The following is a 24,566-nucleotide window of genomic DNA, read 5'->3' as shown; positions in this document are numbered from 1 at the left end:
AACGCCCGCGGCCACGAGCCGGCAATCGGGTCATCTCGCACCGCGCGTCCGCCATGTTGCGGATCACGCGCGTGCATGCACACGACATGAGAGGGGAACGAGATGCGAATCGAATCGAAGCAGACCGTCGGCGCGGCGTTGGCCGCGTTCGCCTGTCTGACTGGCTTGACCCTGCCGGGGGCCGCCCACGCCTGCGCGACCTGTGGCTGCTCGCTGAGCACGGATGCCGCGACGGGGTATTCGGCCATGCCGGGCTGGCGTATCAGCCTGGACTACACTTTCATCCCGCAGAACCAGTTGCGCAGCGGATCGCATGCGGTTTCGGCCGTCGTACCGGCGGCGATCAATGCGGCAGGCGGCAGCCAGGAGGTCGAGAACCAGACGATCAACCGCTACTGGAACCTGGGCATCAGCTACAGCCCGAATCCCAAGTGGAACTTCAGCGCGATCGTGCCGTTCGTCGATCGGGGCCACTCGACGTACGGGAATGCCACGCCGGACCAGCTCACCCCCGACAATCTGAGCGGCGTCACCAGCAAGGGGCTGGGCGACATCAAGCTGATCGCCAGCTATCAGGGCTTCCTGCCGACCCGCAATCTCGGCGTGCAACTGGGGGTCAAGCTGCCGACGGGAAAGTACGGCGGCCAGAACGTGCTGACGGGCGCCAACGTCGGGCGTAGCCCGGTGTTTTTCTCGTCAGGCCCGAACAGCGCGAACGGCCAGGCCCTCGATACGAGCCTGCAGCCCGGGACGGGCAGTACCGATCTGATCGTCGGTGCGTACTACTATCAGCCGATCAGCCAGAATTTCGACGCGTTCATCAACGGTCAATTCCAGGCTGCGGTGGTCGAGAATCTTCGCGGCCTCGGCGAGGACTTCCGGCCCGGTAACCAGGCGACGGTCAGCGTCGGCCTGCGTTACGAGGAGAACCCGAGGATCGTGCCGCAGCTCCAGGTCAACGTGACGCGCAAGAGTTCGGACCAGGGGGCGCTCGCCGACACCGGCAACACGGCCGGCACGGTCGTTTATCTGTCGCCCGGCGTGACGGTGAACGTCGTGAAGAACCTGAACGTCTATGCGTTCGTCCAGAAGGCGCTGTACAGCAGGCTCAGCGGCTATCAGCTGTTTCCGCGCTGGTCGGGCACGGTGGGGGCGAGCTATGCGTTCTGACGGTTTTGGCCGAAGCAGCGGGCGTCGCCGGGCGAGGCGCGACTGGCTGCGCATGGCCGGAGGGCTTGCACTGGGCGCCGGCGTCGGCGGATGGCTGCCGGCGGCGCAGGCCGGCAGTCTGACGGTCGGCCGTCCGGCGCCCGGCCTCGTCCTGCATACGCTCGACGGACAAAGCATCGCCAGCGAGGATTGGCGGGGTTATGTCGTCATCCTGACCTTCTGGGCTACATGGTGCGAGCCCTGCCGGACCGAACTGCCGCTGTTGTCCGCGTATGCCGCGCGCCATGCGGCGGACGGCCTGCGCGTGCTCGGCTTCAGCCTGGACGGGGCGGACAACCTCGCGGAGGTGCGGCAGGTGGCGGCCGGCCTGAGCTTTCCGGTGGGGCTGTTGGGTAGTGCCTATGCCGGAGGCTACGGGCGCATGTGGCGGATCCCGGTAAACTTCACGATCGACCGGAACGGGCTCCTCGTCGACAATGGCTGGGACGATCCGCAACCGTCGTGGACTGCCGAGCGCCTCGAGCGCGTCGTTGCGCCGCTCTTGCGGAAATAGCGGGCCCAAGATCCGGCAGCGTGCGAACGAAGTGAACGCCGCTGTCGGTCCGGCCGAGCGGCAGCATGTCGCGCACACGGGTTGTGCGCGACATCATTCGGCTCAACCATCCACCGGCTGCGCCGGCGTGTCGAGCGTCAGCTGATAGAACGCCGCATCGAGCCAGCGGCCGAACTTGAAGCCGGCCTGCGTGATCGTGCCCGAGTGCACGAAGCCCAGTTTCGTATGCAGTGCGATGCTTCCCGCATTGGTCGTATCGATACAGCCGATCACCACGTGCACCTGCGCTTCGCGCGCGCGCCGGACCACTTCGCGCAGCAGCACCTCGCCCAGCCCGCGGCCGCGCTGGTCGCGATGCACGTACACACTGTGTTCGACCGTGTACTTGAAGGCGGGAAACGCGCGGAACGTGCCCCAGCTCGCAAAGCCCAGCAGGGTGCCCGATGCATCGACCGCGCCGATGACCGGGAAGCCGCCCGCGCGCTTCGCCGCGAACCACGCGACCATCGCTTCCGGCGGACGCGGCTTGTAGTCGTACAGCGCGGTCGAGTTCGCGATCGCGTCGTTCAGGATCTCGAGGATGGCCGGCGCATGCTCGGCCTCGCTGCAATCGATCAGGCGCACGTCGTCGCGCTGTTTCGGGGAATTCATACCGGCTCCTGTGGGCAATGGATAGGGCGCGCGCGGCCATTGCGGCGACGCGTTCATCAGGGATTCCGCACGCCGGCGGCGGCAGACGCATCGCAGATCGCGACGACATAACGCGCGGCCTGCGACGACGGATTGCTGAAAATCAGCGGCTGGTCGAGCCGCATGGCCAGGCAGTCACCTTCGTGAAGTTCGTGAAGCGCGTCGCCGAACGTGACGTCGACGCGGCCGCTGATGACCCACACCTGCTGATGCAGCGCGCTTTCGCGCCCGCCGCTGTCGTACGCGACGCGTGCACCGGGCGGGAAATCCACCTCGACGAGCTGGATCGGCGACGGCCAGCCGGCCGGGGAGAGGTTGCGCCGCACGTAGCCGGACGCCGGATCTCGCCATTCGGCCTGCTGCGCGCGGCGGGCCAGCGGCTGCACGGGCGTGTCGTCCTGATCGCCGCCGAACAGGCCGGCCAGCGACACGCCGAGCCCGGCCGCGAGCTTGTCGAGCACGACCGCCGTCGGGCTGGCCGATGCGCGTTCGATGAGCGAGATCATCGAACGGCTGACGCCGGAGCGCGCGGCCAGCGCATCGAGCGTGTAGCCTCGCTCGGTGCGCAGGTCGCGTACGCGCCGGGCGATGCGTTCGTTGATGCCGGTGTCGTCGGCAACGGCGGTCGCTGATTCTTTCATGATGGATTTATTTTCCAGCAAACTGGAATTCGATGTCAACGGGTCGACCTCAAGCGGCGCGACGGAATTCGAACGGCTTGCTCGGCGGTCGTGCACGGCGTAATATACGATTCGGCTACGTTTCGTTTAATTGGGGATATATGGGCATCATCAAGATTTCCGAGCACATGCACGAGCGGCTGCGCTCGACCAGCACGGCGCTGAGCCGCTCGATCAATGCGCAGGCCGAACACTGGCTGCGCGTCGGGATGCTGGCGGAACTCAATCCGGCGCTGTCCTACGGCGACATCTGCCGAATGCTGATCGAGGCCGAGGCACGGGGCGGCGAGACGGGGCCGGCGGAACCGGTCGAGCACCGCATCGAGCAGGTGGCGTAATGGCGAAACGAGACATCCCGATCCGCGGCGCCGCGGAAATCGCCAAGTCGCGTGAAGCGGCGAAGCTCGCGTCGCAGGTGCTGACGATGATCACCGAGCACGTGAAGCCGGGTGTCACCACCGACGAGCTGGACGTGCTCTGCCGCAACTACATCGTCGACGTGCTCGGCGCGATCCCGGCGAACATCGGCTATCACGGCTATCCGAAGACCGTGTGCGCGTCGGTCAATCATGTCGTGTGCCACGGCATTCCGACGTCGCGGCCGCTGCGCGACGGCGACATCGTGAACCTCGACATCGCGGTGATCAAGGACGGCTGGTTCGGCGATACGAGCCGCATGTATTTCGTCGGCGAACCGAACGAACTCGCGCGGCGCCTCGTCGCGACGACCTATGAGGCGATGCACGCGGGCATTCGCGCGGTGCGTCCGGGAGCGACGCTCGGCGACGTCGGCTACGCGATCCAGCAGGTCGCGCATCGCGAAGGATTCAGCGTGGTTCGCGAGTACTGCGGGCACGGCATCGGCGACGTCTATCACGACGAGCCGCAGGTGCTGCACTACGGCCGCCCGGGCACCGGCGTGCCGCTCCGGCCGGGGATGATCTTCACGATCGAGCCGATGCTCAACGCGGGCAAGCGCGACACGCGCATGCTGGCGGACGGCTGGACGGTGGTCACGAAGGACCATTCGCTGTCGGCACAATGGGAGCACATGGTCGTCGTGACGGAAACGGGCTTCGAGGTGCTGACCGAGGACGCGAAGCCTCAGGCGTTCCCGGTGTTGTCGGGCACGCACGCCGCCTGATACCTGCAGTGCGCCACGAACGGTGGTGCGGTGGCATAGTGGAGCGGGCCCCTTTGCGGGGCCCGTTTCGTTTTCGTTCGAGGTCGCGAAGCGCGGCGCGATTTACGCGTGAACGCGGTGACCAGCTGCTCGGTGGCGGAGCGCGGCTTAGCCGCCCCTCAACCGCGTGCCTTCTGCCACGCGGATTCGACGAACACGCGGCACAGCGCTTCCATCCCCTTGCGGTCTTCGTCGTCGAAGCGCGCGGCGACCGGGCTGTCGACGTCCCACACGCCGATCAGCGTGCCGTCGGCGGCCACCAGCGGCACGACGATTTCCGATTCCGAGGCGGCGTCGCACGCGATATGGCCGGGGAAGTCATGCACATCGCGCACGACCTGCGTCTCGCGCGTCTGCGCGGCCGTGCCGCACACGCCCTTGCCGAGCGCGATCCGCACGCAGGCCGGCTTGCCCTGGAACGGCCCGACCACGAGTTCCGTCCCGTCGAAGAAGTAGAAGCCGGCCCAGTTGAGACGGTCGAGCGAGTGGTAGACCAGCGCGGAGAAGTTGGCCGCGTTCGCGGTCAGGTCGCGTTCGGACTCGACGAGCGCGCGTGCCTGCTCGACGAGCGTCGCGTATTGATCGGCCTTGGAGGCGTTGGGGTCGTTGGACAGCGTGAACATGGCGGGAAAGCGATCAGGGTTGTGGAATGCGCGATGCGCGTACCGCAGTCTACGGCACGCGCGCAGGGTTTGCAGCGCCCGGTCACGCGTGAAGCGGCGCGCTCAATCGGGTTCGAGTTCGGCAAACCGCTCCGCGAGAAAATCGAGCAGGGCGCGCACCGCTGGCAGCAATCCCCGGCGCGACGCGAACACCGCATGCACGATTTCGCGGCGCGGCGCCCAGTCGGGCAGCACGGTCACCAGCTCGCCGCGCGCGACCTCATCGCGCACCATCATCGTCGGCAACTGCACGATGCCGACGCCCGCGACGGCTGCCGCGCGCAGCGCGAGCATGCCGCCCGTCACGAAGCGCGGCTGGTGATGAATTTCCGCGTGAGCGCCGTCGGGCCCGCGCAGCCGCCACACGTGCGCGGACTGCGGGGCGCCGTGATCGAGGCTCGGCAGGCGCGCGAGATCGGCGGGAACGGCCGGGGCGCCATGCTCGCGCAGCAGCGCCGGGCTTGCGACGAGGCACTGGCCGCGCTCGGCCAGCACGCGCAGCGCGAGATCGCTGTCTTCGAGCGGCGGCGGGCGTACACGGATCGCGACGTCGATCCCTTCGCCGACCACGTCGACGCGCCGGTTGGTCGCTTCCAGATGAATCTCGACGCGCGGGCACGCGACCATGAACGCGGCGATCATCGTGCCGACCAGCGAATCGAGCAGCACGATCGGGCAACTGACGCGCACGATGCCGCGCGGCTCCTCGTGCAGCAGCGCGGCCGCCTCGTCGGCGGCATCGGCCTCGACGAGCATCGCGCGGCAATGCGCGTAATAGGTCTGACCGACGTCGGTGACCGTGAAGCGGCGCGTCGAGCGCTGGATCAGCCGCATCCCGAGCCGCGCCTCGAGCAGCGCGATGCGGCGGCTCAGCTTCGATTTCGGCATGTCCAGCGCCCGCCCGGCTGGCGCGAAGCCGCCGTGTTCGACGACTTGTACGAAGTAATAGAGATCGTTCAGATCCCGCGCTTTATCGTTCATGAAATGGAACGCTGCGTGCGATTTTGGCAGTCTACCGGATCGATCGTTCCATCACTATATTTCTACCCAGGATGCGAAACACGTGTTTCGCCGCAATTCGGAGAAGGCAATGAAGAAGATCCAGGGTGTGTACAGTGCGCCGCGCGGCCATTGGGTCGGCGACGGTTTCCCGGTGCGTTCGATGTTCAGCTACCAGTCCCACGGTGCGCACCTGAGCCCGTTCCTGCTGCTCGATTACGCCGGCCCGACCACGTTCGAGCCGGGCTCGGCCTCGGCACCGCGCGGTGTCGGCCAGCATCCGCACCGCGGGTTCGAGACGGTGACGATCGTCTATGACGGTGAAGTTGCGCACCGCGACTCGACCGGCGCGGGCGGCGTGATCGGCCCGGGCGACGTGCAGTGGATGACGGCCGCGAGCGGGATCCTGCATGAGGAATTCCACTCGGAAGGGTTCACGCAGCGCGGTGGCCCGCTCGAGATGGTGCAGCTGTGGGTGAACTTGCCCGCCGCGGACAAGATGGGCGCGCCCGGCTACCAGACGCTGCTGAACGCCGACATCCCCGTGGTCGAGCTGCCGGACGGCGCGGGGCGCGCGCGGATCATCGCGGGTGAGTTCGACGGGCGACGCGGGCCGGCCCGCACGCATACGCCGATCGACGTGTGGGACGTGCGGCTCGTGGCCGGTGGCCATGCGCGGTTCCCGATCGCCGAAGGGCGTACGCTCGCGGTGGTCGTGCTGAGCGGCACCGTGCAGGTGAATGGCGAGACGGTCGCCCGCGAAGCGCAGTTCGTGCAACTTGGCCGCGATGGCAGCGATGTCGAGATCGAAGCGAACGGCGACGCGAAGCTGCTGATCCTGAGCGGCGAACCGATCGACGAACCCGTCGTCGGTTACGGGCCGTTCGTGATGAACTCGCAAGCGGAGATTCGTACCGCGATCGAGGACTTCAACAGCGGCCGCTTCGGCCAGATGCCGGCATGACGGACAGGCCCCGCGCAATGCGGGGCCTGTTTATATGCGCGGGCAGTCGGTCGCGCGGCGCGTGCGCTTCGAGGCATAATCGTCGATTGCCGCGCGCCGGCCGGCGCGCCTGAATCAGGACCGACCATGAACGCATCCGCTGCATCCCCGAGCGCCGCCGATCTCGACTGGCGCTGGAAATCCTTCGACGCGCTGACGGCGCGCGAAGTCTATTCGATCCTCGAAGCACGCAGCGCGGTGTTCGTCGTCGAGCAGAACTGCGTGTATCGCGACATCGACGACGCGGACCAGGCCGCATGGCACCTGGCCGCCTTTGATCCGGCAGGCCGCCTGGCCGGCTATCTGCGGGTGCTGCTGCCCGATGCGCAGCACACCGACGTCCGCATCGGCCGCGTGCTGACGACCGCCGCGTTTCGCGGCGCGGGCCTCGGCAACGGGCTGCTGTCGCGCGCGCTCGAGCATATCCGCGCGCAGTGGCCGGATACGCCGGTGAGCCTGCATGCGCAGGCCCACTTGCAGCGTTTTTACGGCGCATTCGGCTTCACGCCGAGTTCGGACGTGCACGACGAGGACGGCATCCCGCACGTGTGGATGAGCAGCGCACGCGCGTAATGCGCGATGCGCCGTGCCGCCGTCAGTGCGCGGCGTGCGCCACCGGCGGCCGGTTCGCGCGCTGCGCGGCCCGTTCATCGATCAGGCGGCCGCGCGCGGACAGCCGCAGCCAGTGGCGCAGCGCGATCAGCGCGCCGATCACGCTCATCATCGAGCCGGGAATCCACAGCAGCAGGCCGCCGATCTGCTGGTCACGCAGCGGGCTCAGCCATGTGAACGCACGGCCGCAGATCGAATAGATCGGATACAGCTCGTGCGGCGAGAAGAAGATCAGCGCGCCGAGCGCGATCTGCGGCGGAATCGCCGCGACGACGATCAGGATCCGGCGGCCCGGCGACAACCGCGCGGGCGGCGCGGGACGCGGATCGACGACGAGCCACCAGAACAGCAGCCCGTCGATCACCATGCTCCAGTTCATCACGCGATAGAGACGCCAGTCGAGCATCGCGATGAAGTGAATCGGCGACAGCAGCCAGAAATAGATCAGCCCGACGAACAGCACGACCGCGACGACGGGATGGAACACCACGTCGAGCGTCGCGCGCACGGGCGCCCACGCGAGCGCGGGGCGCACGAAACGCTGCCGCCAGCGGAACGGAATGCCCGCGCGCATCGCGGCGCCCGGATACGACAGCGCGATGAAGAACGGCCCGAGGTGGTGCAGCACCAGATGCTGCGCGCGGTGCAGGAAGAATTCGTGCTCGAAGAAATAGTCGAGCCGCGTATGCAGCGCGATGTAGAGCGCCGTCAGCCCGAACCAGAACGAGAACTGCCGCAGCGGCGACACCTTCGCCTTCTTCACGCCGCGTGCGAACAGCACGGCGGCGGTCAGCACCGCGATCACCACGGTGGGCGACGGTTCCCACGGATCGAGCCAGTACAGGAGGTTCATCGCGCGCGCATCACTTCGCCTGGGCCGGCGATTTCACGGCGAACGGCGCATCGACCGTTTCGCCGTCGGAGAACTTCAGGCGCAGGTGCACGGTGTCGCCTGGCTTGATCGCGTGCTTCGGCTCCTCGAGCATGAAGTGGTAGCCGCCCGGCGCGATGTCGACCTTGCCGCGCGCGGGGATCGTCAGCTTGTCGACCATTTCCATTTTCTGCGTGGAGCCGTTCGAGACGGTCTGGTGCAGCATCGCCATCCCGTAGTCGGGGCTGTCGACGTCGACGAGATCGACCGGCTTGTCGCTCGTGTTCACGAGCGTCACGTAGCCGCCGGCCGGCAGCTTGTTCGGCAGCCAGCGCACCCAGGCGTTCTGCGCGGTGACCGCGCCGGCGGCATACGCGTGGGCGCCGGCACACAGCGCGGCGAGGAGGGCGAGCGTCTTGAGGGTCGTTGTCGTTTTCATGTCGGGATGCATTCAGGTAGTGGGGGCGGTGTCGATGATCCGGCGCAGATCGGCGGCGATGGCGTCGGGCGAGTCGCGGTCGGTCGCCAGCAGGCGGGCGCGGCCGCTCGCGTCGAAGATATAGACGGCCGAGCTGTGCGTGACTTCGTAGCCGCCGGACGGATCGCGCTTTTCCATCTGGTAGGCGACGCGATAGCGCTTCGCGAGCGATTCGATCTGGCGGTCGGTGCCGGTCAGGCCGCGCGCATGCGCGGCATCGAATGCGGCGACATACGATTGCATTGCCTGCGGCGTGTCGCGTGCAGGATCGACCGAGACGAACAGGATGCGCACGTTGTTGGCCTGCGGGCCGAGCTTCGCCAGCACTTCCATCAGCCGCGCCATCGTTTCGGGGCAGACATCGGGGCAGTGCGTGTAGCCGAAGTAGACGAGCGCGACCTGGCCATGGAACGCATCGGCGTCGACGGGGTGGCCGTCGCCGCCCGTCAGCGTGAACGACAGGTCGGGCAGGTGGCCGGTGACGTTGGTCAGGTTCCAGCGCGGCTCGTCGTGCGTGCACGCGGCGAGCGCCACGGCGGCGGCGAGAGCCGCGGCCGTGCGGATGAGGCGGGAGAAGCGCCGGTGCGGCGTGGTGCGAGACGACATCCTGGGGCTCGATCGGACGGAAGGTGTGCCGGCCGGCGCGGCGCCATGCGTCGCGCGGCAGGCGGTTGCGACTGTAGCGCAATTCGCGCGCCCGCGTCCTTTCGAAACCCGTACGCCGCGGGCGAGCGGGGCAATATGTCGCAGTTGACGCGCGCGGCGGCGCGAAGCCGGCGCCGCACCGGTTTCGCCCATCTCGATGCGCAGGCGCGGTAAGATGCGCACAATTCCATTCGCGCAGCGGCCGCCCGGCGTTTGCCCGCCGGCCCTCACACTATCGAATCGATGCAATCCGTTCCGGCTTCCCTGTCCCTGACCGATACCGCGTTCTTCTTCGACTTCGACGGCACGCTCGTCGAACTGGCGCCGACGCCCGACAGCATTCATGTTCCGCCGTCGCTGCTGACGCTGCTCGACGAGTTGCGGCGCCGCTCGCACGGCGCGGTCGCGATCGTGTCCGGGCGCGGCATCGACAATATCGACACGTTCCTGAAGATGCCCGGCATGCCGATCGCCGGCCTGCACGGCGCGGAGCGCCGCGATGCGAACGGCGACACGCAGCGCATCGGCTTCAACGACGAACGCCTGCTGCGCATCGAGCGCGAGCTGGCGGCCGTCGTCGACCGTCATCCGGGCATGCTGCTCGAAATCAAGGGCGCGGCCGTCGCGCTGCACTACCGCAACGCGCCCGAGCGCGAGGCGGCTGCACGCGCGGCCACCGAGCGCCTCGTCGCCGACTATGCCGATGCGTATGTGCTGCAGCCCGGCAAGATGGTGTTCGAGATCAAGCCGAAAGGCGTCGACAAGGGGCGCGCGCTCGCTGCGTTCCTCGACGAGCCGCCGTTCGCGGGGCGCGTGCCCGTGTTCGCGGGCGACGACCTGACCGACGAGAAGGGCTTCGCGGTGGTCAACGCGCGCGGCGGCCTGTCGATCAAGGTCGGCGCGGGCGAGACGTCTGCCCGCGCGCGGCTCGATTCGGTCGACGCGCTGCATGAGCAGATCGCGCGCTGGCTCGGTGCGGAGCAGCCTGACGCATGAGTCGCCTCATCATTGTTTCAAACCGCGTCGCGCCGATTTCGGAAGGCGAACCGGCAGCGGGCGGCCTCGCGATCGGCGTCTACGATGCGCTGAAGGAGACGGGCGGCATGTGGTTCGGCTGGAGCGGCGAGGTCGTCGCGTCCGGTGCGCCGCAGATCCGCGTCGAGGAGCACGGGCCGGTCACGTTCGCGACCATCGGCCTGTCGCGGCGCGACTACGACCAGTATTACCGCGGCTTCTCGAATGCGACGCTGTGGCCCGCGTTTCACTACCGCACCGACCTGATCCAGTACGACCGTCACGAGTTCGAAGGCTATGGCCGCGTGAACGTGTGGCTTGCCCAGCAGCTCGTGCCGCTGCTGCAGGACGACGACGTGATCTGGGTGCACGACTATCACCTGATCCCGTTCGCGCGCGCGCTGCGCGCGGCCGGCGTGAAGAACCGCATCGGCTTCTTCCTGCACATTCCGTTTCCGGCTGCGCAGGTGCTCGTCAGCGTGCCGCCGCATCGCGATCTCGTCGAGTCGCTGTGTGCGTTCGACCTGCTCGGCTTCCAGACCGAACCCGACCTGCGCGCGTTCTGCGACTACGTCGAGTCGGAAGCGGGCGGCACGATCGAGCGCGACGGCCACCTGGCGACGGTGCGCGCATTCGGCCGGACGCTGCGCGCGGCCGCCTATCCGATCGGCGTGCATCCGGACGAGATCGCGTCGCTCGCGCAGGCCGGCGAGCACGGCAAGGCGGTGCGCACGCTGGCGACGTCGCTGCGCGGCCGCAAGCTGATCATGAGCGTCGACCGGCTCGATTACTCGAAGGGGCTCGTCGAGCGCTTTCGCGCGTTCGAGAAGCTGCTCGAGCACGAGCCGTCGCATCGCAATCGCGTGTCGTTCCTGCAGATCGCGCCGTCGACCCGGGCGGAACTGCGCGCGTACCAGGACATCCGCCTGCAGCTCGAAGGGGAGTCGGGGCGCATCAACGGACGCTTCGCCGAGCTCGACTGGGCGCCGATCCTCTATATCCATCGCCAGTACGACCGCCAACTGCTCGCTGCGCTGTACCGGCTCGCGCGGGTCGGCTATGTGACGCCGCTGCGCGACGGGATGAACCTCGTCGCGAAGGAGTACGTGTCCGCGCAGAATCCGGACGATCCGGGCGTGCTCGTGCTGTCGCGCTTCGCCGGCGCCGCGCGCGAGCTGACGGGGGCGCTGATCGTCAATCCGATCGATATCGACGGGATGGCCGATGCGCTGTCGCAGGCGCTGACGATGCCGCTCGCCGAGCGGCGCGCGCGTTATACGGACATGATCGCGCAGCTTCGCGAGAACAACGTGTCGGTGTGGCGCGACAACTTCCTGCGCGATCTGCAGCACGCGTAACCGGCGGGTCATCGAGCAATAAAAAAGCCGCAGTGCGACGCGCACTGCGGCTTTTTTTGTCGGCTGCGGGCCGGTGTGTCAGGCCACGCGTTCGCCGGTCGGCGTGCTGCCGTCCGGTGCGGAGTGATGGCGGCCGTGCTGTTTCGCGAGCAGGTCGCGGTACAGGCCCGGACGGTTGCGCAGCACGTCGGGCGGGCCGTCGTCGATCACCTTGCCGTTGTTCATCACGATGATCCGGTCGAAGTTGCGCAGCGTCGACAGGCGGTGGGCGATCGCGATCACCGTGCGGCCGACCATCAGGCGGTCGAGCGCGCTCTGGATCGCTTCCTCGGACGCGCTGTCGAGTGCGGACGTCGCTTCGTCGAGCAGCAGGATCGGCGCATCCTTCAGGATCGCGCGCGCGATCGCGATGCGCTGGCGCTGGCCGCCCGACAGCTTGACGCCGCGGTCGCCGACGATCGTGTCATAGCCTTCCGGCATCGCTTCAATGAATTCCGCGCAGCGCGCGTCGCGCGCGGCGGCGAGCACTTCGTCGCGGGTCGCGTCGGGGCGGCCGTACGCGATGTTGTCGTAGATCGTCCGGTGCAGCAGCGAGATGTCCTGCGGCACGAGCGCGATCGCGTGGCGCAGGCTGTCCTGCGTGATCGTCTTCACGTCCTGGCCGTCGACCTTCACGGCGCCGTCCTGCGTGTCGTAGAAGCGTTGCAGCAGCGCAAGCACGGTCGACTTGCCGGCGCCCGACTTGCCGATCAGGCCGACGCGCTGGCCCGGCTCGATACGGAGGTCGAAGTGGTCGAGGATCGCGCGGCGGTGCGGATACGCGAACGTCACGCGCTCGAAATCGACACGGCCGCCCGTGGCCGACAGCGGCTGTGCGTCGGAGCGGTCCGGCATCCCGTGCGGCTCGAGCAGCGTCTTGACGGCTTCGGACAGGCGCGCGATGTGTTGCGTGACGTCGACGAGTGCGACCGCGAGATCGCGCGTGCCGTGCAGGATCGTGAAGCCGAGCGAGCTGACGAGCACGATGTCGCCCGACGTCGCGCGGCCCTGGTCCCACAGCCACAGCGCCCAGCCGAGCAGGCCGGCGGACAGCATCGCGGTGATCACCGCGTGCAGCAGGCGCAGCTTCTCGAGATAGAGCAGGCTCTGCTGGCGCGCATCCATCTCGGCCTTGACCGTTGCGCCAAAGCGCTTCTGCTCGCGCAGCGTCATCCCGAACGCACGCACGAGGCCCATGTTGCCGATCACGTCGACGAGCTCGCCGTCGACTGCCGCGGCCTTCGCCGCGAACGCGTGGTGGCGGGCCGAGCCGCGCCCGGCGAGCTTGAACAGGATGACGGACAGCACGGCCGAACAGCCGAGCAGGCCGGCGGCCATCATCGGATTGACGACGATGATCATCAGGATCGCGCCCATCACCGCGATGCACGGCGGCAGCACGTTCCACGCCATCGTGTTCTCCGACGTGTAGACCGCGTTCGACGTGGCCGTGATGCGGCTCGCCAGCGTGCCGGGCTGCTTTTCGGCGTAGTAGGTGGGCGAATGGCCGATCAGGTACTGGAACAAGTCGCGCCGCAGATCGCCGGTGACCGCGACGAACGTGTGCGCGGCGAACCAGCCGCCGACGCGCCACAGCAGGTTGTCGGCCGCGATCAGCCCGACGAGCAGCGCGAACGCGCTCCACAGCGGGCCGGGGTGATGCCGCCCGGTCGCCAGCACGTCGATCAGGTGCTTGATCGCGTATTGCGAGCCGAGCGCGCAGCCGACGGCGGCCAGCACGCTGCAGAGCACGATCAGGTGGGCGACGGGATGCAGGCGGATGTAGCGGAACAGGAACGCGATCGGTCGATGCGCGTAGCTCGACAGCTTCGCGTTGTGGGCGTTGCGCTGGGCAGGGGTGAGAGATTCCAAAATATGCGTGCGGTGATTCGGTGAGTGAGCGTGGCGGCTGGATCGCAGGCCGGCGTTCGCCCGGACTGAATAATCCGGCATTGTAAACAAGCCCGCGTGTCGCGCTGCGCGAATCTTGCCTTGGCCAGGGGCTCGCGGTCGATTTTGAGATAAAATCCGGCATCCCGTCCTGCCTCATGTGCCGGAATCACGCTGCCGGCGGTCACGGGGTCAAGGAATGCCAAAAGGGCCTTCCACTCTAGAACGGACACCCAAGTCCGCGGGTTGCAAAGTGTTGCACCTTTGTAACAAAGTAAAGTGTTTGAAATGTTGTGCGCCGTATCGGGATTAACCCTAGATAATCGGCTCCGGGTTCGATTCCAGGTTTTTTACGAACCCCTGTCAACGGGTCTTCGTTTCAAACGTTCTATGCCTGTCGCGTCGCCGACGCTCCTTGAGCAGCGCGGGTTCGACGCCCCCGGCAGGCTGATTCGTCCGATCTTCGGACGATCTGCATCCAGCCCGGACCGCCGGCAGGTTGCCGACCCATACCTGGTTTTTAGCCGATTTTTTAGGAGTTACGCATGCGAATCGCCCAAATCGCTCCGTTGCACGAAGCGGTGCCCCCGAAACTGTACGGTGGCACCGAGCGAGTGGTGTCCTACCTCACCGAAGCACTTGTCGAGATGGGGCATGACGTCACGCTCTTCGCGAGCGGCGATTCGCAAACCTCCGCGAAGCTCGAAGCCTGCTGGCCGCAGGCACTGCGCCTCGACCCGACGATCCGCGACGTGATGGCCCCGCACATGCTGCTCCTCGAGCAGGTGCGCCGTCGCGCGGAAGAGTTCGATGTCCTGCACTGCCACATCGACTACTACCCGTTCTCGCTGTTCTCGCGCCAGCCGGTCCCGCATCTGACGACGATGCACGGCCGTCTCGACCTGCCGGAACTGCAGCCGATCTTCAACGCATTCAGCGACGTGCCGGTCGTGTCGATCTCCGACAACCAGCGCATCCCGCTGCCGCAGGCGAACTGGCTGTCGACCGTCTACCACGGCCTGCCGGAAAACCTGCTGACGCCGATCCCGGACGTGAAGCCGAGCTACCTCGCGTTCCTGGGCCGCATCTCGCCGGAGAAACGCGTCGACACGGCGATCCGCATCGCGGAGCAGGCCGGCCTGCCGATCAAGATCGCCGCGAAGCTCGACAAGGCTGACCGCGCGTACTACGAAGAGAAGATCAAGCCGCTGTTCGCGCTGCCGCACGTCGAGTACATCGGCGAAATCAGCGAGTCCGAAAAGACCGAATTCCTCGGCAACGCGCACGCGCTGCTGTTCCCGATCGACTGGCCGGAGCCCTTCGGCCTGGTGATGATCGAGGCGATGGCTTGCGGCACGCCGGTGATCGCGTTCAAGCGCGGCTCGGTGCCGGAAGTGATCGACAACGGCGTGTCGGGCTTCGTCGTCGAAGACGAGCTGTCGGCCGTTGCCGCGCTCAAGCGCCTCGATACGCTGCCGCGCGAGAAGGTCCGCGCCGCGTTCGAAGCCCGCTTCTCGTCGAAGGTGATGGCGCAGAACTACGTGAAGGGCTACGAGGAGCTGCTGCGCCAGAAGCGCCGCACGGTGCTGCGCGAAGTCAACGCAAGCTGATTGCGGGCCGCCGCCGCGCTGCGGCGCGTGGCTTGCCATCGACGCCCCGTCCGGGTTCCCGGCGGGGCGTTGTCACATCCACGGCGCGGATCTGTTGTATTCTCGCCGCGCCCGACGCCGCGAACGGCCCCCGAAGCGGCCCGGGAGGGCATCCGTCCGTCTGTCCAGACGGTAATGTCCCTATAATGGCCGTGCCGTGAAATCCGGCCCCGCACGAATATCCAGAGGAGAGCAGTCTTGGCGAGAACGAAATCCACGCGCGCAGCGCCGGCCCCCGGCGCCGGTGTGATCTTCGCGTTGCGTGCGATCGGTCTCGTGCTGCTCGCGCGCTGGCTGTTCTCGATGTCCCAGATGGGCTATCGCTCGTCGCTGTCGGCGATGGTGTCGTCGCCCTGGGCGTTCGTCTACCTTCTCCTGATCTTCCTGCTGCTCGCATTGCCGGGCGCCGTCGCGCGCGCCGAACGGCCGTTTCATCCGCTGCCGCAGTGGCTGCGCCAGGCGCTGCGCGTCTTCGCGCTGATCGGTTTCCTGTTCGCGGTCTGGTCGATCGGCATGTTCGTCTGGGTGGACGGCTGGCGCCTCGCGCTGCATGCGGTGACGGCGACCAACGGCTGGCTCGTCGCCGCACCGGCACTTTATGCGGCGATCGTCTGGATCTGCCGCCCGCGGCCGCTGTGGCGGACCAACGTGGCCGCGCGCCGCTTCGCGGTCGGCCGTTATGCGATTTCGCTCGACGTGCTGACGCGCACCGCGATCGTGTGGATGGAAAGCCGCAAGGTCGGCCAGTACGATGCGCGCGAACTGTCGGTGCGCTGGCCCGGCCGCGCGGCGCCTGCCGCAGGCGACGGTGCAGCGGACGCGCAGCCGGCCGTCGTGCCGCCGCGCCGCGGCAGCTTCTTCAATCGACCGAAGGTCGAACTGCTGTGGGATTCCCCGGCGGCCGTCGGCCATAACCGGCAGATCGTCATGCGTGCGCCGCTCGCGACCGAGGGCGACCGCGTCGCGGTGCTCGCGCTCGACGCCGCGCTCAAGCAGATCGTCTGACAAGTCCCGCGCACGGCGTGCGGGCGACAAGGAGGCGTGATGATCGTCCGCTGGTTGCTGGCTGCCGTTCACCTGAGTGCGTTCGGCGTCGCGTTTGCCGCGATCGCGGGGCGTAACCGCGCGTTGCGCCGGCTCATCGCGTCGGCGCAGGCGGCCGACTTGCCCGGCGTATTCAAGGCGGATGCCGCGTGGGGGCTATCGGCGCTCGTGCTGATCGTGACGGGCCTGATGCGCGCGTTCGGCGGTTTCGAGAAGGGCGCCGCGTATTACCTGCACGAACCGCTCTTTCACTTGAAGATGACCGCGCTCGTGGTGATCCTGCTGCTCGAGGTCGTGCCGATGCTCGGGCTGATCCGGTGGCGCATCGCCGCGCGGCAGCAGCAGATGCCCGATCTCGGCCGTGCGCGCACCTATGTGCGGATCGGCCATTGGCAGGCGGTGCTGGTGATCGTCATCGTGTTCGCCGCGTCGGGGATGGCGAGGGGGATTGGGCTGGCCGGGTAGGTGCGGCCGGCTAGGGCTGGCCGAGTAGGCCCGGCCCAAGTTCGACCGGGCGACCCTGCCGCCCGGCCGCACCCGCACTCAGCGCACGAGGCAGGGGCGCTTGTTGTTGAAGGTCCAGCCCGGAATCAAATACTGCATCGCCGCCGCGTCGTCGCGGGCACCGAGCCCGTGCTGCTTGTACAGCTCGTGCGCGACCGCGACGGCATCCATGTCGATATCGATGCCGAGCCCCGGCCGCTTCGGCACCTCTACCAGCCCGTTCTCGATCTTCAGCGGTTCGCGCGTCAGCCGCTCGCCGTCCTGCCAGATCCAGTGCGTGTCGATCGCGGTGACCTGGCCCGGCGCGGCGGCCGCGACGTGCGTGAACATCGCGAGCGACACGTCGAAGTGGTTGTTCGAATGCGAACCCCACGTGAGGCCCCAGTCGCGGCACATCTGCGCGACGCGCACCGAACCCTGCATCGTCCAGAAGTGCGGATCGGCGAGCGGGATGTCGACGGCCTGCAGCTGCACCGCGTGACCCATTTGCCGCCAGTCGGTCGCAATCATGTTGGTGGCGGTCGGCAGCCCCGTCGCGCGGCGGAATTCGGCCATCACCTCGCGGCCGGAGTAGCCGTTCTCCGCGCCGCACGGATCTTCCGCGTACGCGAGCACGTGATGCTGGTCGCGGCACAGCCGCACGGCCTCGTCGAGCGACCACGCGCCGTTCGGGTCGAGCGTCACGCGCGCGTCGGGGAAGCGCTCGGCGAGCGCGGTCACGGCCTCGATCTCGCGCGCGCCTTCGAATACGCCGCCCTTCAGCTTGAAGTCGTTGAAGCCGTAGCGCGCATGCGCGGCCTCGGCCAGCCGCACGACGGCCTCGGGCGTCAGCGCGGCTTCGTCTCGCACGCGCGTCCAGTCGTCGGTCGCGCCGCTGCCGTCGCGGTAGGCGAGCGCGGTCTTCGTGCGGTCGCCGATGTAGAACAGGTAGCCGAGCATTTCGACGCGCTCGCGCTGCTGGCCCTCGCCGAGCAGCGCGGCGACCGGCACGCCGAGATGCTGGCCGAGCAGGTCGAGCAGCGCGGCTTCGAGCGCGGTGACCGCGTGGATCGTCGTGCGCAGGTCGAAGGTCTGCAGCCCGCGGCCGCTCGCGTCACGGTCGGCGAAGGTGCGCCGCACGTCGTTGAGCACCGCGTGGTAATTGCCGACCGGCTGGCCGACGACGAGCGCGCGCGCATCGTCGAGCGTGCGGCGGATGCTTTCGCCGCCCGGGACTTCGCCGACGCCGGTGCGGCCCGCGCTGTCCTTCAGGATCACGAGGTTGCGGGTGAAGAACGGGCCGTGTGCGCCGCTCAGGTTGAGCAGCATGCTGTCGTGGCCGGCGACCGGAATCGCTTGCAGGTCGACGATACGCGGCGTGTCGTGGGAGGGCGAGGCAGTGACGGCGTTCATGGGCGGCGATGGCGAAAGGGTGGGCAATGCCGTGCGGCAAAAGCTTTGCCGCGCGCGACGGGAGGTGCGATCATTCGACAACCGACATGCGCGGCGCGCAAGCCCCGCAGGTCGACGCAACCCGAAACGGGGTGGGAGCGACAACCTGACCAGCGGAGCGCAGAACGCGAACGCTGGCTGATCGTAAGACATGGGACCAGGCGGCGCAGGACTGCTCGCTTGAGTCGACAGGAGATCCGTGTTTCGATCATCAGTCGTCGGATGACTTGTGACGCAGTATAATGAATCATCGGCTTTCGCTCAAACCCCGCGTAAACCCTCGGCTCACATTACGATCATTCAAAAAGGAACCGGCCTCATGTCCGTGCCTACGCTTCCCGCAGCGCCGCGCCGTCGCGCACGCAGCCTCGCACAAGATGTCGTCGACGCGCTGACCGCGCAGATCGAAAACGGCACGCTGCGTCCCGGCGACAAGCTGCCGACCGAAACCGAAGTCATGGCGGCGCAGGGAGTGAGCCGGACGGTCGTGCGCGAGGCGATCTCGCGGATGCAGGCGAGCGGCCTCGTCGAGACGCGCCACGGCATCGGCAGCTTCGTGCTGGAGCCGTCGCGCCGCCAGACGCTCGGCATCGACCCGGCGACGATCACGACGCTGCGCGACGTGCTCGCGGTGCTGGAACTGCGCATCAGCCTCGAAAGCGAATGCGCGAGCCTGGCCGCGCAACGCGCGAACGATACCGACCTGGCCGCGCTGCGGCGCGCGCTCGACGCGATCGCATCGGGGGCGGGCGGCGGCCGCGACACGGCGCAGCTCGACTTCCAGTTCCACCTGCAGATCGCGCAGTCCACCGGCAACCGCTATTTCGTCGACATCATGACGCAGCTCGGCACGTCGATCATTCCGCGCACGCGCGTGAATTCGGCCCGCTTTGCCGGCGACGATCTGGAGCGCTACGTCGGCCGGCTGAACCACGAGCACGAGGATATCTACGAGGCGATCGCGCGCCACGACCCGGAAGCGGCACGCGCGGCGATGCGCACGCACCTCACCAACAGCCGCGAGCGGCTGCGCCGCGCGCACGAGGCGGCCGAGGCCGAGGCCGGCTGACGCACCGGGCGGCGCGGCCCACAGTGCCGCCGGCCCGGTCGAATCGCCTCAACATCAGTCGTCATACGAGATCGATATCCGTTCATCGATCGCCGGGGCCGGGCGGCGTTGCCGCCGCCGGCCGCCGGCACCGCCGATCAGCCTCCCTTCGTCGTGATCGTCTTCCACGCGCCGCTCTTCACCTGGTACAGCGTCGACATCCCGCTCTTCAGCGAGCCGTCGTTCGCGAACGAGATGCGGCCGGTCACGCCTTCGAAGTCGATCTTCTTCAGCGCCGGGCGATAGACCTTCGGGTCGGTCGAGGCGGCCGCCTGCATCGCCTTGATCGCCGCCCACGCCGCGTCGTAGCCGAACTGCGCGTACGACAGCACGTCGACGCCGAAGCGCTTCTTGAAGCGCGCCTCGAAATCCTTCCCTTGCGGCAGCTCGTCGAGCGGCCGGCCGTACTCCCACGCCATCGCGCCTTCGGCGGCCGGGCCCGCGATCTTGATGAACTCGTTGTCCTTCACGCCGCCGCCGCCGACGAACTGCGCGTTCAGCCCAAGCTGGCGCATCTGCTTGATGAAGTTCGCGGCGAGCGAATCGAGGCCGCCGAAGAAGATCAGGTCGGGATTCTTCGCCTTCAGGCTCGTGATCTGCGCGCGGAAGTCGACCGCCTGGTTGCTGGTGAATTCGCGGCCGATGAGGTTGCCGCCCGCTGCCTTCACGGCCTTCTCGAACTCGTCGGCCTCGCCCTGGCCGAACGCGGTGCGGTCGTCGATGATCGCGATGCGCTTCGCCTTCGTCACGTCGACCGCGTACTTGCCCGCGTTGCCCGCGTTCTGGCCGTCGGTCGCGATCACCATGAACATGTTCGCGAGCCCGCGCGCGGTGAGCGTCGGGTTGGTCGCGGCCGGATCGATCACCGGGATGCCGGCCTTGTCGTAGACGACCGATGCCGGAATCGTCGTCCCCGAGTTGAAGTGGCCGACCACGACCGACACGTTCTGGTCGACGAGCGCCTGCGCGGCCTGCACGCCGATGCGCGGGTCGGCCTGGTCGTCCTGCACGACGAGGTTGAAGTGGGCCGGCTTGCCGGCGATCTGCACCTTTTGCGCGGCGGCGTCATCGAGCGCGAGCTGCACGCCGTTCTGCAGGTCCTTGCCGTAACCGGCGTTCACGCCGGTGAGCGGCGCGGCGAAGCCGACCTTCACGTCGGTCGTATCGGCGGCCTGGGCGGCCTGTTGCGAGAGGAGGGCAAGCGCGGATGCAATCGACACCGACAGCAGGGAATGACGGAATTTCATGTTGTTCCTCTTGTTCGACACCTGCGAGTGAGTACCGCATGCGCCCGGGCGGGCCGGGTGCGTGCGACGGGCGGGCGGTTCGACCGCTTCTCGGAATCGGGCAGGGAGGTCGGCATCGTTATCCTCGGAAGAATCTCCCGTCAGGCGCCGCGAAGAAGCGCCCCGATCGCCTCGATTTATAGGTCGCCGATATGCCCGGGTCTTGGCAATTCGCCGCGCATTCGGTGCGGATTTGCGCATAGCTTCCGCGCGTGCGGCGGCAGCCGGTATCGGGAGTTTCCCGTCGCGAACGGAGCGGGCGGAGAGGAGGGGGAGACAGGGAGGCGGCGCGGCCCGCCGGGGCCGCGCCGCGCACGGGATGCCGTCAGTCGGACAGGGCGTCCGATGCGGCTTCGGCATCGTCGTGCGATGCGTGCGTGCGGATCAGCGGATCGCTGGTGCTCGGGCGGCCGGTCTCGACGTGACCCGCGAAGCGGCGCAGGAAGCCGAGCAGGCGGCCGTCGCTGACGGTCAGGTCGTACCAGCCGTGGCTGCCGCGCAGATCCCAGTAGTCGTCGACGTGCTGGCCCGGCGCGAGGTCGAACGTGCGCGCGCGGCCGTGGCCGTACGCGTTCGTGACCTTGAGCCGCACGGCCTTGTGGCCGCGGTTCATCAGGCGCAGCGTGATGTTGCCGTTCGCGACGTCGTAGCCGTAGATCACCTCGGGATTCACGTTCGCGCTGCCGACGCCGGTCGCGAACGGGCCGCGGAAATGGCAGTAGAAGCCGTTCGGGCCGTACACGTCGAGGTCGTACAGGCCGAGCGACGCCGCGGCGCTCCACGTGTCGGCGATCCGCTTGCCGGCTTCGACCGTGTACGCCCACGGGCCGTCGAGGCGATTGCGCGACTGCACCTGGAACGCGGCGCCTGCCCGGCCCGTGTTCGCGAAGGTCAGCCGGAACAGGCCGTTCACCGATTCGACGCGGCCGTGCACGAACAGCTCGTACGGCAGCGCGCGCGCCGGCCGCAGCCCGGCCTCCTGCTTCGGCAGCTTCTGCAGCACCGGCGGCACGGGGATGTAGTCGGGATGGCGCAGGCGGTCGGGCGGCGCGTAGCCGCTCGTGTCAGGCAGCGTCGGCCAGCCGGCATCGGCCGTCGCGAAATCGAACGCGGCGGTCAGATCGCCGCACACCGCGCGGCGCCACGGCGAGATGTTGCCGGCCTTGACCGGGTATTGCGCGCCGAAACGTGCCTCGATGAATTGCAGCAGCGACGTGTGATCGTAGGTCTGCGAGCAGACCCAGCCGCCCTTCGTCCACGGCGACACGACGAGCATCGGCACCCGCGGCCCGAGCCCGTACGGGCCGGCCATGTGCGATGCGTCGCCGGGGAACACCTCGTTGGTCGTCGCGACCGTCGACAGCCCGTTGTCGCGCGACTGCGGCGCGAACGGCGGCTGCACGTGGTCGAAGAAGCCGTCGTTTTCGTCGTACGTGATGAAGAGCGCGGTCTTGCTCCATACCTCCGGATTCGACACGAGCGCCTTCAGTACTTGCTCGATGTACCACGCGCCGTAGTTCGCCGGCCAGTTCGGATGCTCGGAATACGCCTCCGGCGCGCAGATCCACGACACCTGCGGCAGCGTGCCGTTCTTCACGTCCTGCTGCAGGATGTCGAACAGCGTGCCGCCCGCGCTGATGTTGGTGCCGGTGCGCGCCTTGTCGTACAGCGGCGTGCCGGGCAGCGCGTTGCGGTACTGGTTGAAGTAGAGCAGCGAGTTGTCGCCGTAGTTGCCGATGTACGGGTTCTGCGTCCAGCCCCACGACCCGGTGGCGTTCAGGCCGGTGCCGACGTCCTGGTAGATCTTCCACGACACGCCGGCGTTTTCCAGCACTTCCGGATAGGTCGTCCAGCCGTAGCCCGCTTCCTCGTTGCCGAGCACCGGGCCGCCGCCCGTGCCGTCGTTGCCGACGTAACCCGTCCACATGTAGTAGCGGTTCGGGTCGGTCGAGCTCGGGATCGCGCAGTGGTACGCGTCGCAGATCGTGAATGCGTCGGCGAGCTGGTAGTGGAACGGGATGTCGTCGCGCTTCAGGTACGCCATCGTCGTGGTGCCCTTGTTCGGCACCCACTGGTCGTAGCGGCCCTTGTTCCACGCGGCGTGCATGTCCTGCCAGCCGTGCGGCAGGTCCTGCAGGAACTGCAGGCCGAGCTTGTCCGCGCCCGGATGGAACGGCAGCAGCTCGGCCGGGCCGACCGGCTGGTGGAACACCGACTTGCCGTTCGCGAGGCGCAGCGGACGCGGGTCGCCGAAGCCGCGGACACCGCGCATCGTGCCGAAGTAGTGGTCGAACGAGCGGTTCTCCTGCATCAGGATCACGATGTGTTCGATGTCGCGGATGGTGCCGGTGCGGCGGTTCGCGGGAATCGCAAGCGCATCGCGAATCACGGGGGGGAACAGGTTCAGCGCGGCGGCGCCGGCGGTGCCGGCAGCGACGCGCAGGAAGTCACGACGGTTCGATCGGGTCATGGTCGTTATCGTGCGGTAAAGGGGGGAGCCGATTGGCGGGACCTGCTGGAAGGGCGCACCCGGGTCGCAGGATGCGGCTGCGCCGGGTGGTGCCGCCGCGAGCATAGCGGGGAATCGGTGTCATTCATGTGAAGTCCGAAAACGTTTGCATCCGCATCGAAGCGATCTCGAAGCGGCGTCGGGCGAATGTCGCCAGTGGTCGCGGTGCGGCAGGGATGAGGCGGGAAAGCAATGCGGCGCGGGATGCGCACCGGTGAAGCGGAGGCGATGCCGGCGTGTCAGGCGTCCGTGACCCACGCGCCGAACCATTCGCTCGGGCGCGCGATTTCGTCCTGCGCGGCGACGAGTTCGAGCTCGTAGCGGCGCGCATCGTAGGTCGCCTTCACGACCGCATGCACGGCCGCGAGCGTGTGCTCGAACGCCGCGCGCACGGAGTCGCCGCGCAGCCGGCACGCGACGAAGATCGCGCTGGTCAGGTCGCCGACGCCGACCGGATGGCGCGGAAACGCGTACAGCGGGCGCTGGCCGATCCACGCTTCGGTTTCGGTGACCGCGAGCATGTTGAAACGATCGGCGGGGCTGTTGCGGTCGTGCAGGTGCTTGACGAGGATGATCTGCGGGCCGCGACGGATCAGCGAGCGGCAGGCTTCGACGGCTTCGGCGACGGTTTCGATGCGCCGCCCGGCGAGCTTCTGCAGTTCGGTGTGGTTCGGCGACATGCCGTCCGCGAGCGCCGGCATCTCCTGGACGATGAACTCCTCGACGCCGGGCTCGGGCCGGATGCCGCCCGTCTGGCCCATCGCCGGATCGCAGAAGTACCACGCGTTCGGGTTCATCGCCTTCACCGAGCGGACGATTTCGACGGCCGCACGCGCCTGCGGCGGCGAACCGAGGAAGCCGGACAGCACGGCGTCGCAGCGCTTGAGTGCGCCGATCGCGGCGATGCCGTCGACGAGCTGCTCCATCTTCGCGGCATCGATCGCGCTGCCGGCCCAGTGACCGTACTGCATGTGATTCGACAACTGGACGGTATTGAGCGGCCAGACGTTGACGCCGAGGCGCTGCATCGGGAACACGGCCGCACTGTTGCCGGCATGGCCGTAGATGACGTGCGACTGAATGCTGAGGACGTTTTTCATGGGAAGCGCCTGCACGCGTTTCAGGGTCACGTCACACGATACCCGAGTTCGTCGCGCGCGCGGAAGTCGCGCGGCGCCGGAGTGTTGC

At 67.9% G+C, this 24,566-nt stretch carries 24 protein-coding genes; 12 read left to right on the top strand and 12 right to left on the bottom strand.

What is annotated here, in order from left to right; all coding sequences use genetic code 11:
* The first annotated feature begins 102 nt into the window (after positions 1-102).
* Both LGM89_RS17325 and LGM89_RS17320 read left to right on the top strand, forming a co-directional pair.
* Positions 103-1,170, top strand: coding sequence for a transporter (locus LGM89_RS17325; protein WP_226273513.1), 1,068 nt, complete (start codon positions 103-105; stop codon positions 1,168-1,170).
* The gene (locus LGM89_RS17320) at positions 1,160-1,723 is read left to right on the top strand and encodes a TlpA disulfide reductase family protein (protein ID WP_089494386.1); all 564 of its coding nucleotides are present in this window, start codon (positions 1,160-1,162) and stop codon (positions 1,721-1,723) included. Before LGM89_RS17325 ends, LGM89_RS17320 begins: the two co-directional genes overlap by 11 nt.
* Positions 1,724-1,825: 102 nt before the next feature.
* On the opposite strand, the gene LGM89_RS17315 is transcribed toward LGM89_RS17320, so the two are convergent.
* Together LGM89_RS17315 and LGM89_RS17310 are read right to left on the bottom strand one after the other, a co-directional pair.
* Entirely contained in the window at positions 1,826-2,374 is a 549-nt protein-coding gene (locus tag LGM89_RS17315) for a GNAT family N-acetyltransferase (RefSeq protein WP_226273512.1), read from the bottom strand.
* A gap of 56 nt (positions 2,375-2,430) precedes the next feature.
* Positions 2,431-3,054: a helix-turn-helix domain-containing protein gene (locus tag LGM89_RS17310; protein ID WP_089494388.1), complete on the bottom strand. Its 624-nt coding sequence runs from the start codon at positions 3,052-3,054 to the stop codon at positions 2,431-2,433.
* Between the two features lie 140 nt (positions 3,055-3,194).
* Here LGM89_RS17310 and LGM89_RS17305 point away from each other — a divergent pair, with 140 nt between their 5' ends.
* A complete protein-coding gene (locus LGM89_RS17305) occupies positions 3,195-3,431 on the top strand; it encodes a ParD-like family protein (RefSeq protein WP_089439561.1) in 237 nt (78 codons plus the stop codon).
* The gene (map, locus tag LGM89_RS17300; protein WP_226273511.1) at positions 3,431-4,237 is read left to right on the top strand and encodes a type I methionyl aminopeptidase; all 807 of its coding nucleotides are present in this window, start codon (positions 3,431-3,433) and stop codon (positions 4,235-4,237) included. The genes LGM89_RS17305 and map overlap by 1 nt, the downstream gene beginning before the upstream one ends.
* A gap of 158 nt (positions 4,238-4,395) precedes the next feature.
* Here map and LGM89_RS17295 read toward each other — a convergent pair whose 3' ends face one another.
* Together LGM89_RS17295 and LGM89_RS17290 are read right to left on the bottom strand one after the other, a co-directional pair.
* On the bottom strand, positions 4,396-4,899 hold the full coding sequence (locus tag LGM89_RS17295; protein WP_011351430.1) for a GAF domain-containing protein: 504 nt from the start codon (positions 4,897-4,899) through the stop codon (positions 4,396-4,398).
* Positions 4,900-5,001: 102 nt separating this feature from the next.
* Positions 5,002-5,919 (bottom strand): LysR family transcriptional regulator, encoded by a 918-nt coding sequence (locus tag LGM89_RS17290; protein ID WP_226273510.1) that lies wholly within the window; start codon positions 5,917-5,919, stop codon positions 5,002-5,004.
* Positions 5,920-6,028: 109 nt separating this feature from the next.
* Between LGM89_RS17290 and LGM89_RS17285 the strand changes: the two genes are divergently transcribed.
* Positions 6,029-6,901: a pirin family protein gene (locus LGM89_RS17285; protein ID WP_124575952.1), complete on the top strand. Its 873-nt coding sequence runs from the start codon at positions 6,029-6,031 to the stop codon at positions 6,899-6,901.
* 126 nt (positions 6,902-7,027) lie between these two features.
* A complete protein-coding gene (locus tag LGM89_RS17280) occupies positions 7,028-7,513 on the top strand; it encodes a GNAT family N-acetyltransferase (protein ID WP_034186526.1) in 486 nt (161 codons plus the stop codon).
* 22 nt (positions 7,514-7,535) lie between these two features.
* Here the strand turns inward: LGM89_RS17280 and LGM89_RS17275 are convergent, their stop codons facing one another.
* Genes LGM89_RS17275 through LGM89_RS17265 form a run of 3 tightly spaced genes read right to left on the bottom strand, consistent with a single transcriptional unit; the run spans position 7,536 to position 9,507 of the window.
* Positions 7,536-8,405 carry a cytochrome c oxidase assembly protein gene (locus LGM89_RS17275; RefSeq protein ID WP_226273509.1) on the bottom strand — a complete coding sequence of 290 codons (870 nt, stop codon included), beginning with the start codon at positions 8,403-8,405 and terminating at the stop codon, positions 7,536-7,538.
* A 10-nt stretch (positions 8,406-8,415) separates the two neighbouring features.
* Entirely contained in the window at positions 8,416-8,862 is a 447-nt protein-coding gene (locus LGM89_RS17270; protein ID WP_226273508.1) for a copper chaperone PCu(A)C, read from the bottom strand.
* Positions 8,863-8,874: 12 nt separating this feature from the next.
* Positions 8,875-9,507, bottom strand: a complete 633-nt coding sequence (locus LGM89_RS17265) for an SCO family protein (protein ID WP_226273507.1) — start codon at positions 9,505-9,507, stop codon at positions 8,875-8,877.
* Between the two features lie 282 nt (positions 9,508-9,789).
* On the opposite strand from LGM89_RS17265, the gene otsB reads away from it, so the two are divergent.
* Together otsB and otsA are read left to right on the top strand one after the other, a co-directional pair.
* Positions 9,790-10,542: a trehalose-phosphatase gene (gene otsB, locus LGM89_RS17260; protein ID WP_089494394.1), complete on the top strand. Its 753-nt coding sequence runs from the start codon at positions 9,790-9,792 to the stop codon at positions 10,540-10,542.
* On the top strand, positions 10,539-11,918 hold the full coding sequence (gene otsA, locus LGM89_RS17255) for an alpha,alpha-trehalose-phosphate synthase (UDP-forming) (protein WP_089494395.1): 1,380 nt from the start codon (positions 10,539-10,541) through the stop codon (positions 11,916-11,918). The genes otsB and otsA overlap by 4 nt, the downstream gene beginning before the upstream one ends.
* Positions 11,919-11,996: 78 nt before the next feature.
* On the opposite strand, the gene LGM89_RS17250 is transcribed toward otsA, so the two are convergent.
* Positions 11,997-13,829 (bottom strand): ABC transporter ATP-binding protein, encoded by a 1,833-nt coding sequence (locus tag LGM89_RS17250; protein ID WP_089494396.1) that lies wholly within the window; start codon positions 13,827-13,829, stop codon positions 11,997-11,999.
* Between the two features lie 563 nt (positions 13,830-14,392).
* On the opposite strand from LGM89_RS17250, the gene LGM89_RS17245 reads away from it, so the two are divergent.
* The 3 genes from LGM89_RS17245 to LGM89_RS17235 all read left to right on the top strand — a co-directional run bounded on the left by LGM89_RS17245 (position 14,393) and on the right by LGM89_RS17235 (position 17,005).
* Complete coding sequence (locus LGM89_RS17245) at positions 14,393-15,457, top strand: glycosyltransferase family 4 protein (protein WP_089494397.1); 1,065 nt, start codon at positions 14,393-14,395, stop codon at positions 15,455-15,457.
* Between the two features lie 237 nt (positions 15,458-15,694).
* Positions 15,695-16,501 (top strand): hypothetical protein, encoded by an 807-nt coding sequence (locus tag LGM89_RS17240; protein WP_089494398.1) that lies wholly within the window; start codon positions 15,695-15,697, stop codon positions 16,499-16,501.
* A 39-nt stretch (positions 16,502-16,540) separates the two neighbouring features.
* On the top strand, positions 16,541-17,005 hold the full coding sequence (locus LGM89_RS17235) for a DUF2214 family protein (RefSeq protein ID WP_089494399.1): 465 nt from the start codon (positions 16,541-16,543) through the stop codon (positions 17,003-17,005).
* 78 nt (positions 17,006-17,083) lie between these two features.
* Here LGM89_RS17235 and gudD read toward each other — a convergent pair whose 3' ends face one another.
* On the bottom strand, positions 17,084-18,436 hold the full coding sequence (gudD, locus tag LGM89_RS17230) for a glucarate dehydratase (protein ID WP_089473229.1): 1,353 nt from the start codon (positions 18,434-18,436) through the stop codon (positions 17,084-17,086).
* A gap of 358 nt (positions 18,437-18,794) precedes the next feature.
* Here gudD and LGM89_RS17225 point away from each other — a divergent pair, with 358 nt between their 5' ends.
* Entirely contained in the window at positions 18,795-19,544 is a 750-nt protein-coding gene (locus tag LGM89_RS17225; protein WP_089483607.1) for a FadR/GntR family transcriptional regulator, read from the top strand.
* A gap of 137 nt (positions 19,545-19,681) precedes the next feature.
* Here the strand turns inward: LGM89_RS17225 and LGM89_RS17220 are convergent, their stop codons facing one another.
* From LGM89_RS17220 to pdxY, 3 genes are all read right to left on the bottom strand, one after another.
* Entirely contained in the window at positions 19,682-20,830 is a 1,149-nt protein-coding gene (locus LGM89_RS17220; RefSeq protein ID WP_226204722.1) for a branched-chain amino acid ABC transporter substrate-binding protein, read from the bottom strand.
* A 364-nt stretch (positions 20,831-21,194) separates the two neighbouring features.
* On the bottom strand, positions 21,195-23,339 hold the full coding sequence (locus LGM89_RS17215) for a phosphocholine-specific phospholipase C (protein WP_089494402.1): 2,145 nt from the start codon (positions 23,337-23,339) through the stop codon (positions 21,195-21,197).
* Positions 23,340-23,617: 278 nt separating this feature from the next.
* Positions 23,618-24,478 (bottom strand): pyridoxal kinase PdxY, encoded by an 861-nt coding sequence (gene pdxY, locus LGM89_RS17210; RefSeq protein WP_039348286.1) that lies wholly within the window; start codon positions 24,476-24,478, stop codon positions 23,618-23,620.
* Between the last annotated feature and the right edge of the window lie 88 nt (positions 24,479-24,566).

Origin of the sequence: Burkholderia sp. AU31624, from assembly GCF_020420065.1 — a bacterium.
Taxonomy (GTDB): Bacteria; Pseudomonadota; Gammaproteobacteria; order Burkholderiales; family Burkholderiaceae; genus Burkholderia.
Note: the sequence above shows the minus strand (reverse complement) of the source record. Positions and strands in the feature narration are given on the sequence as shown.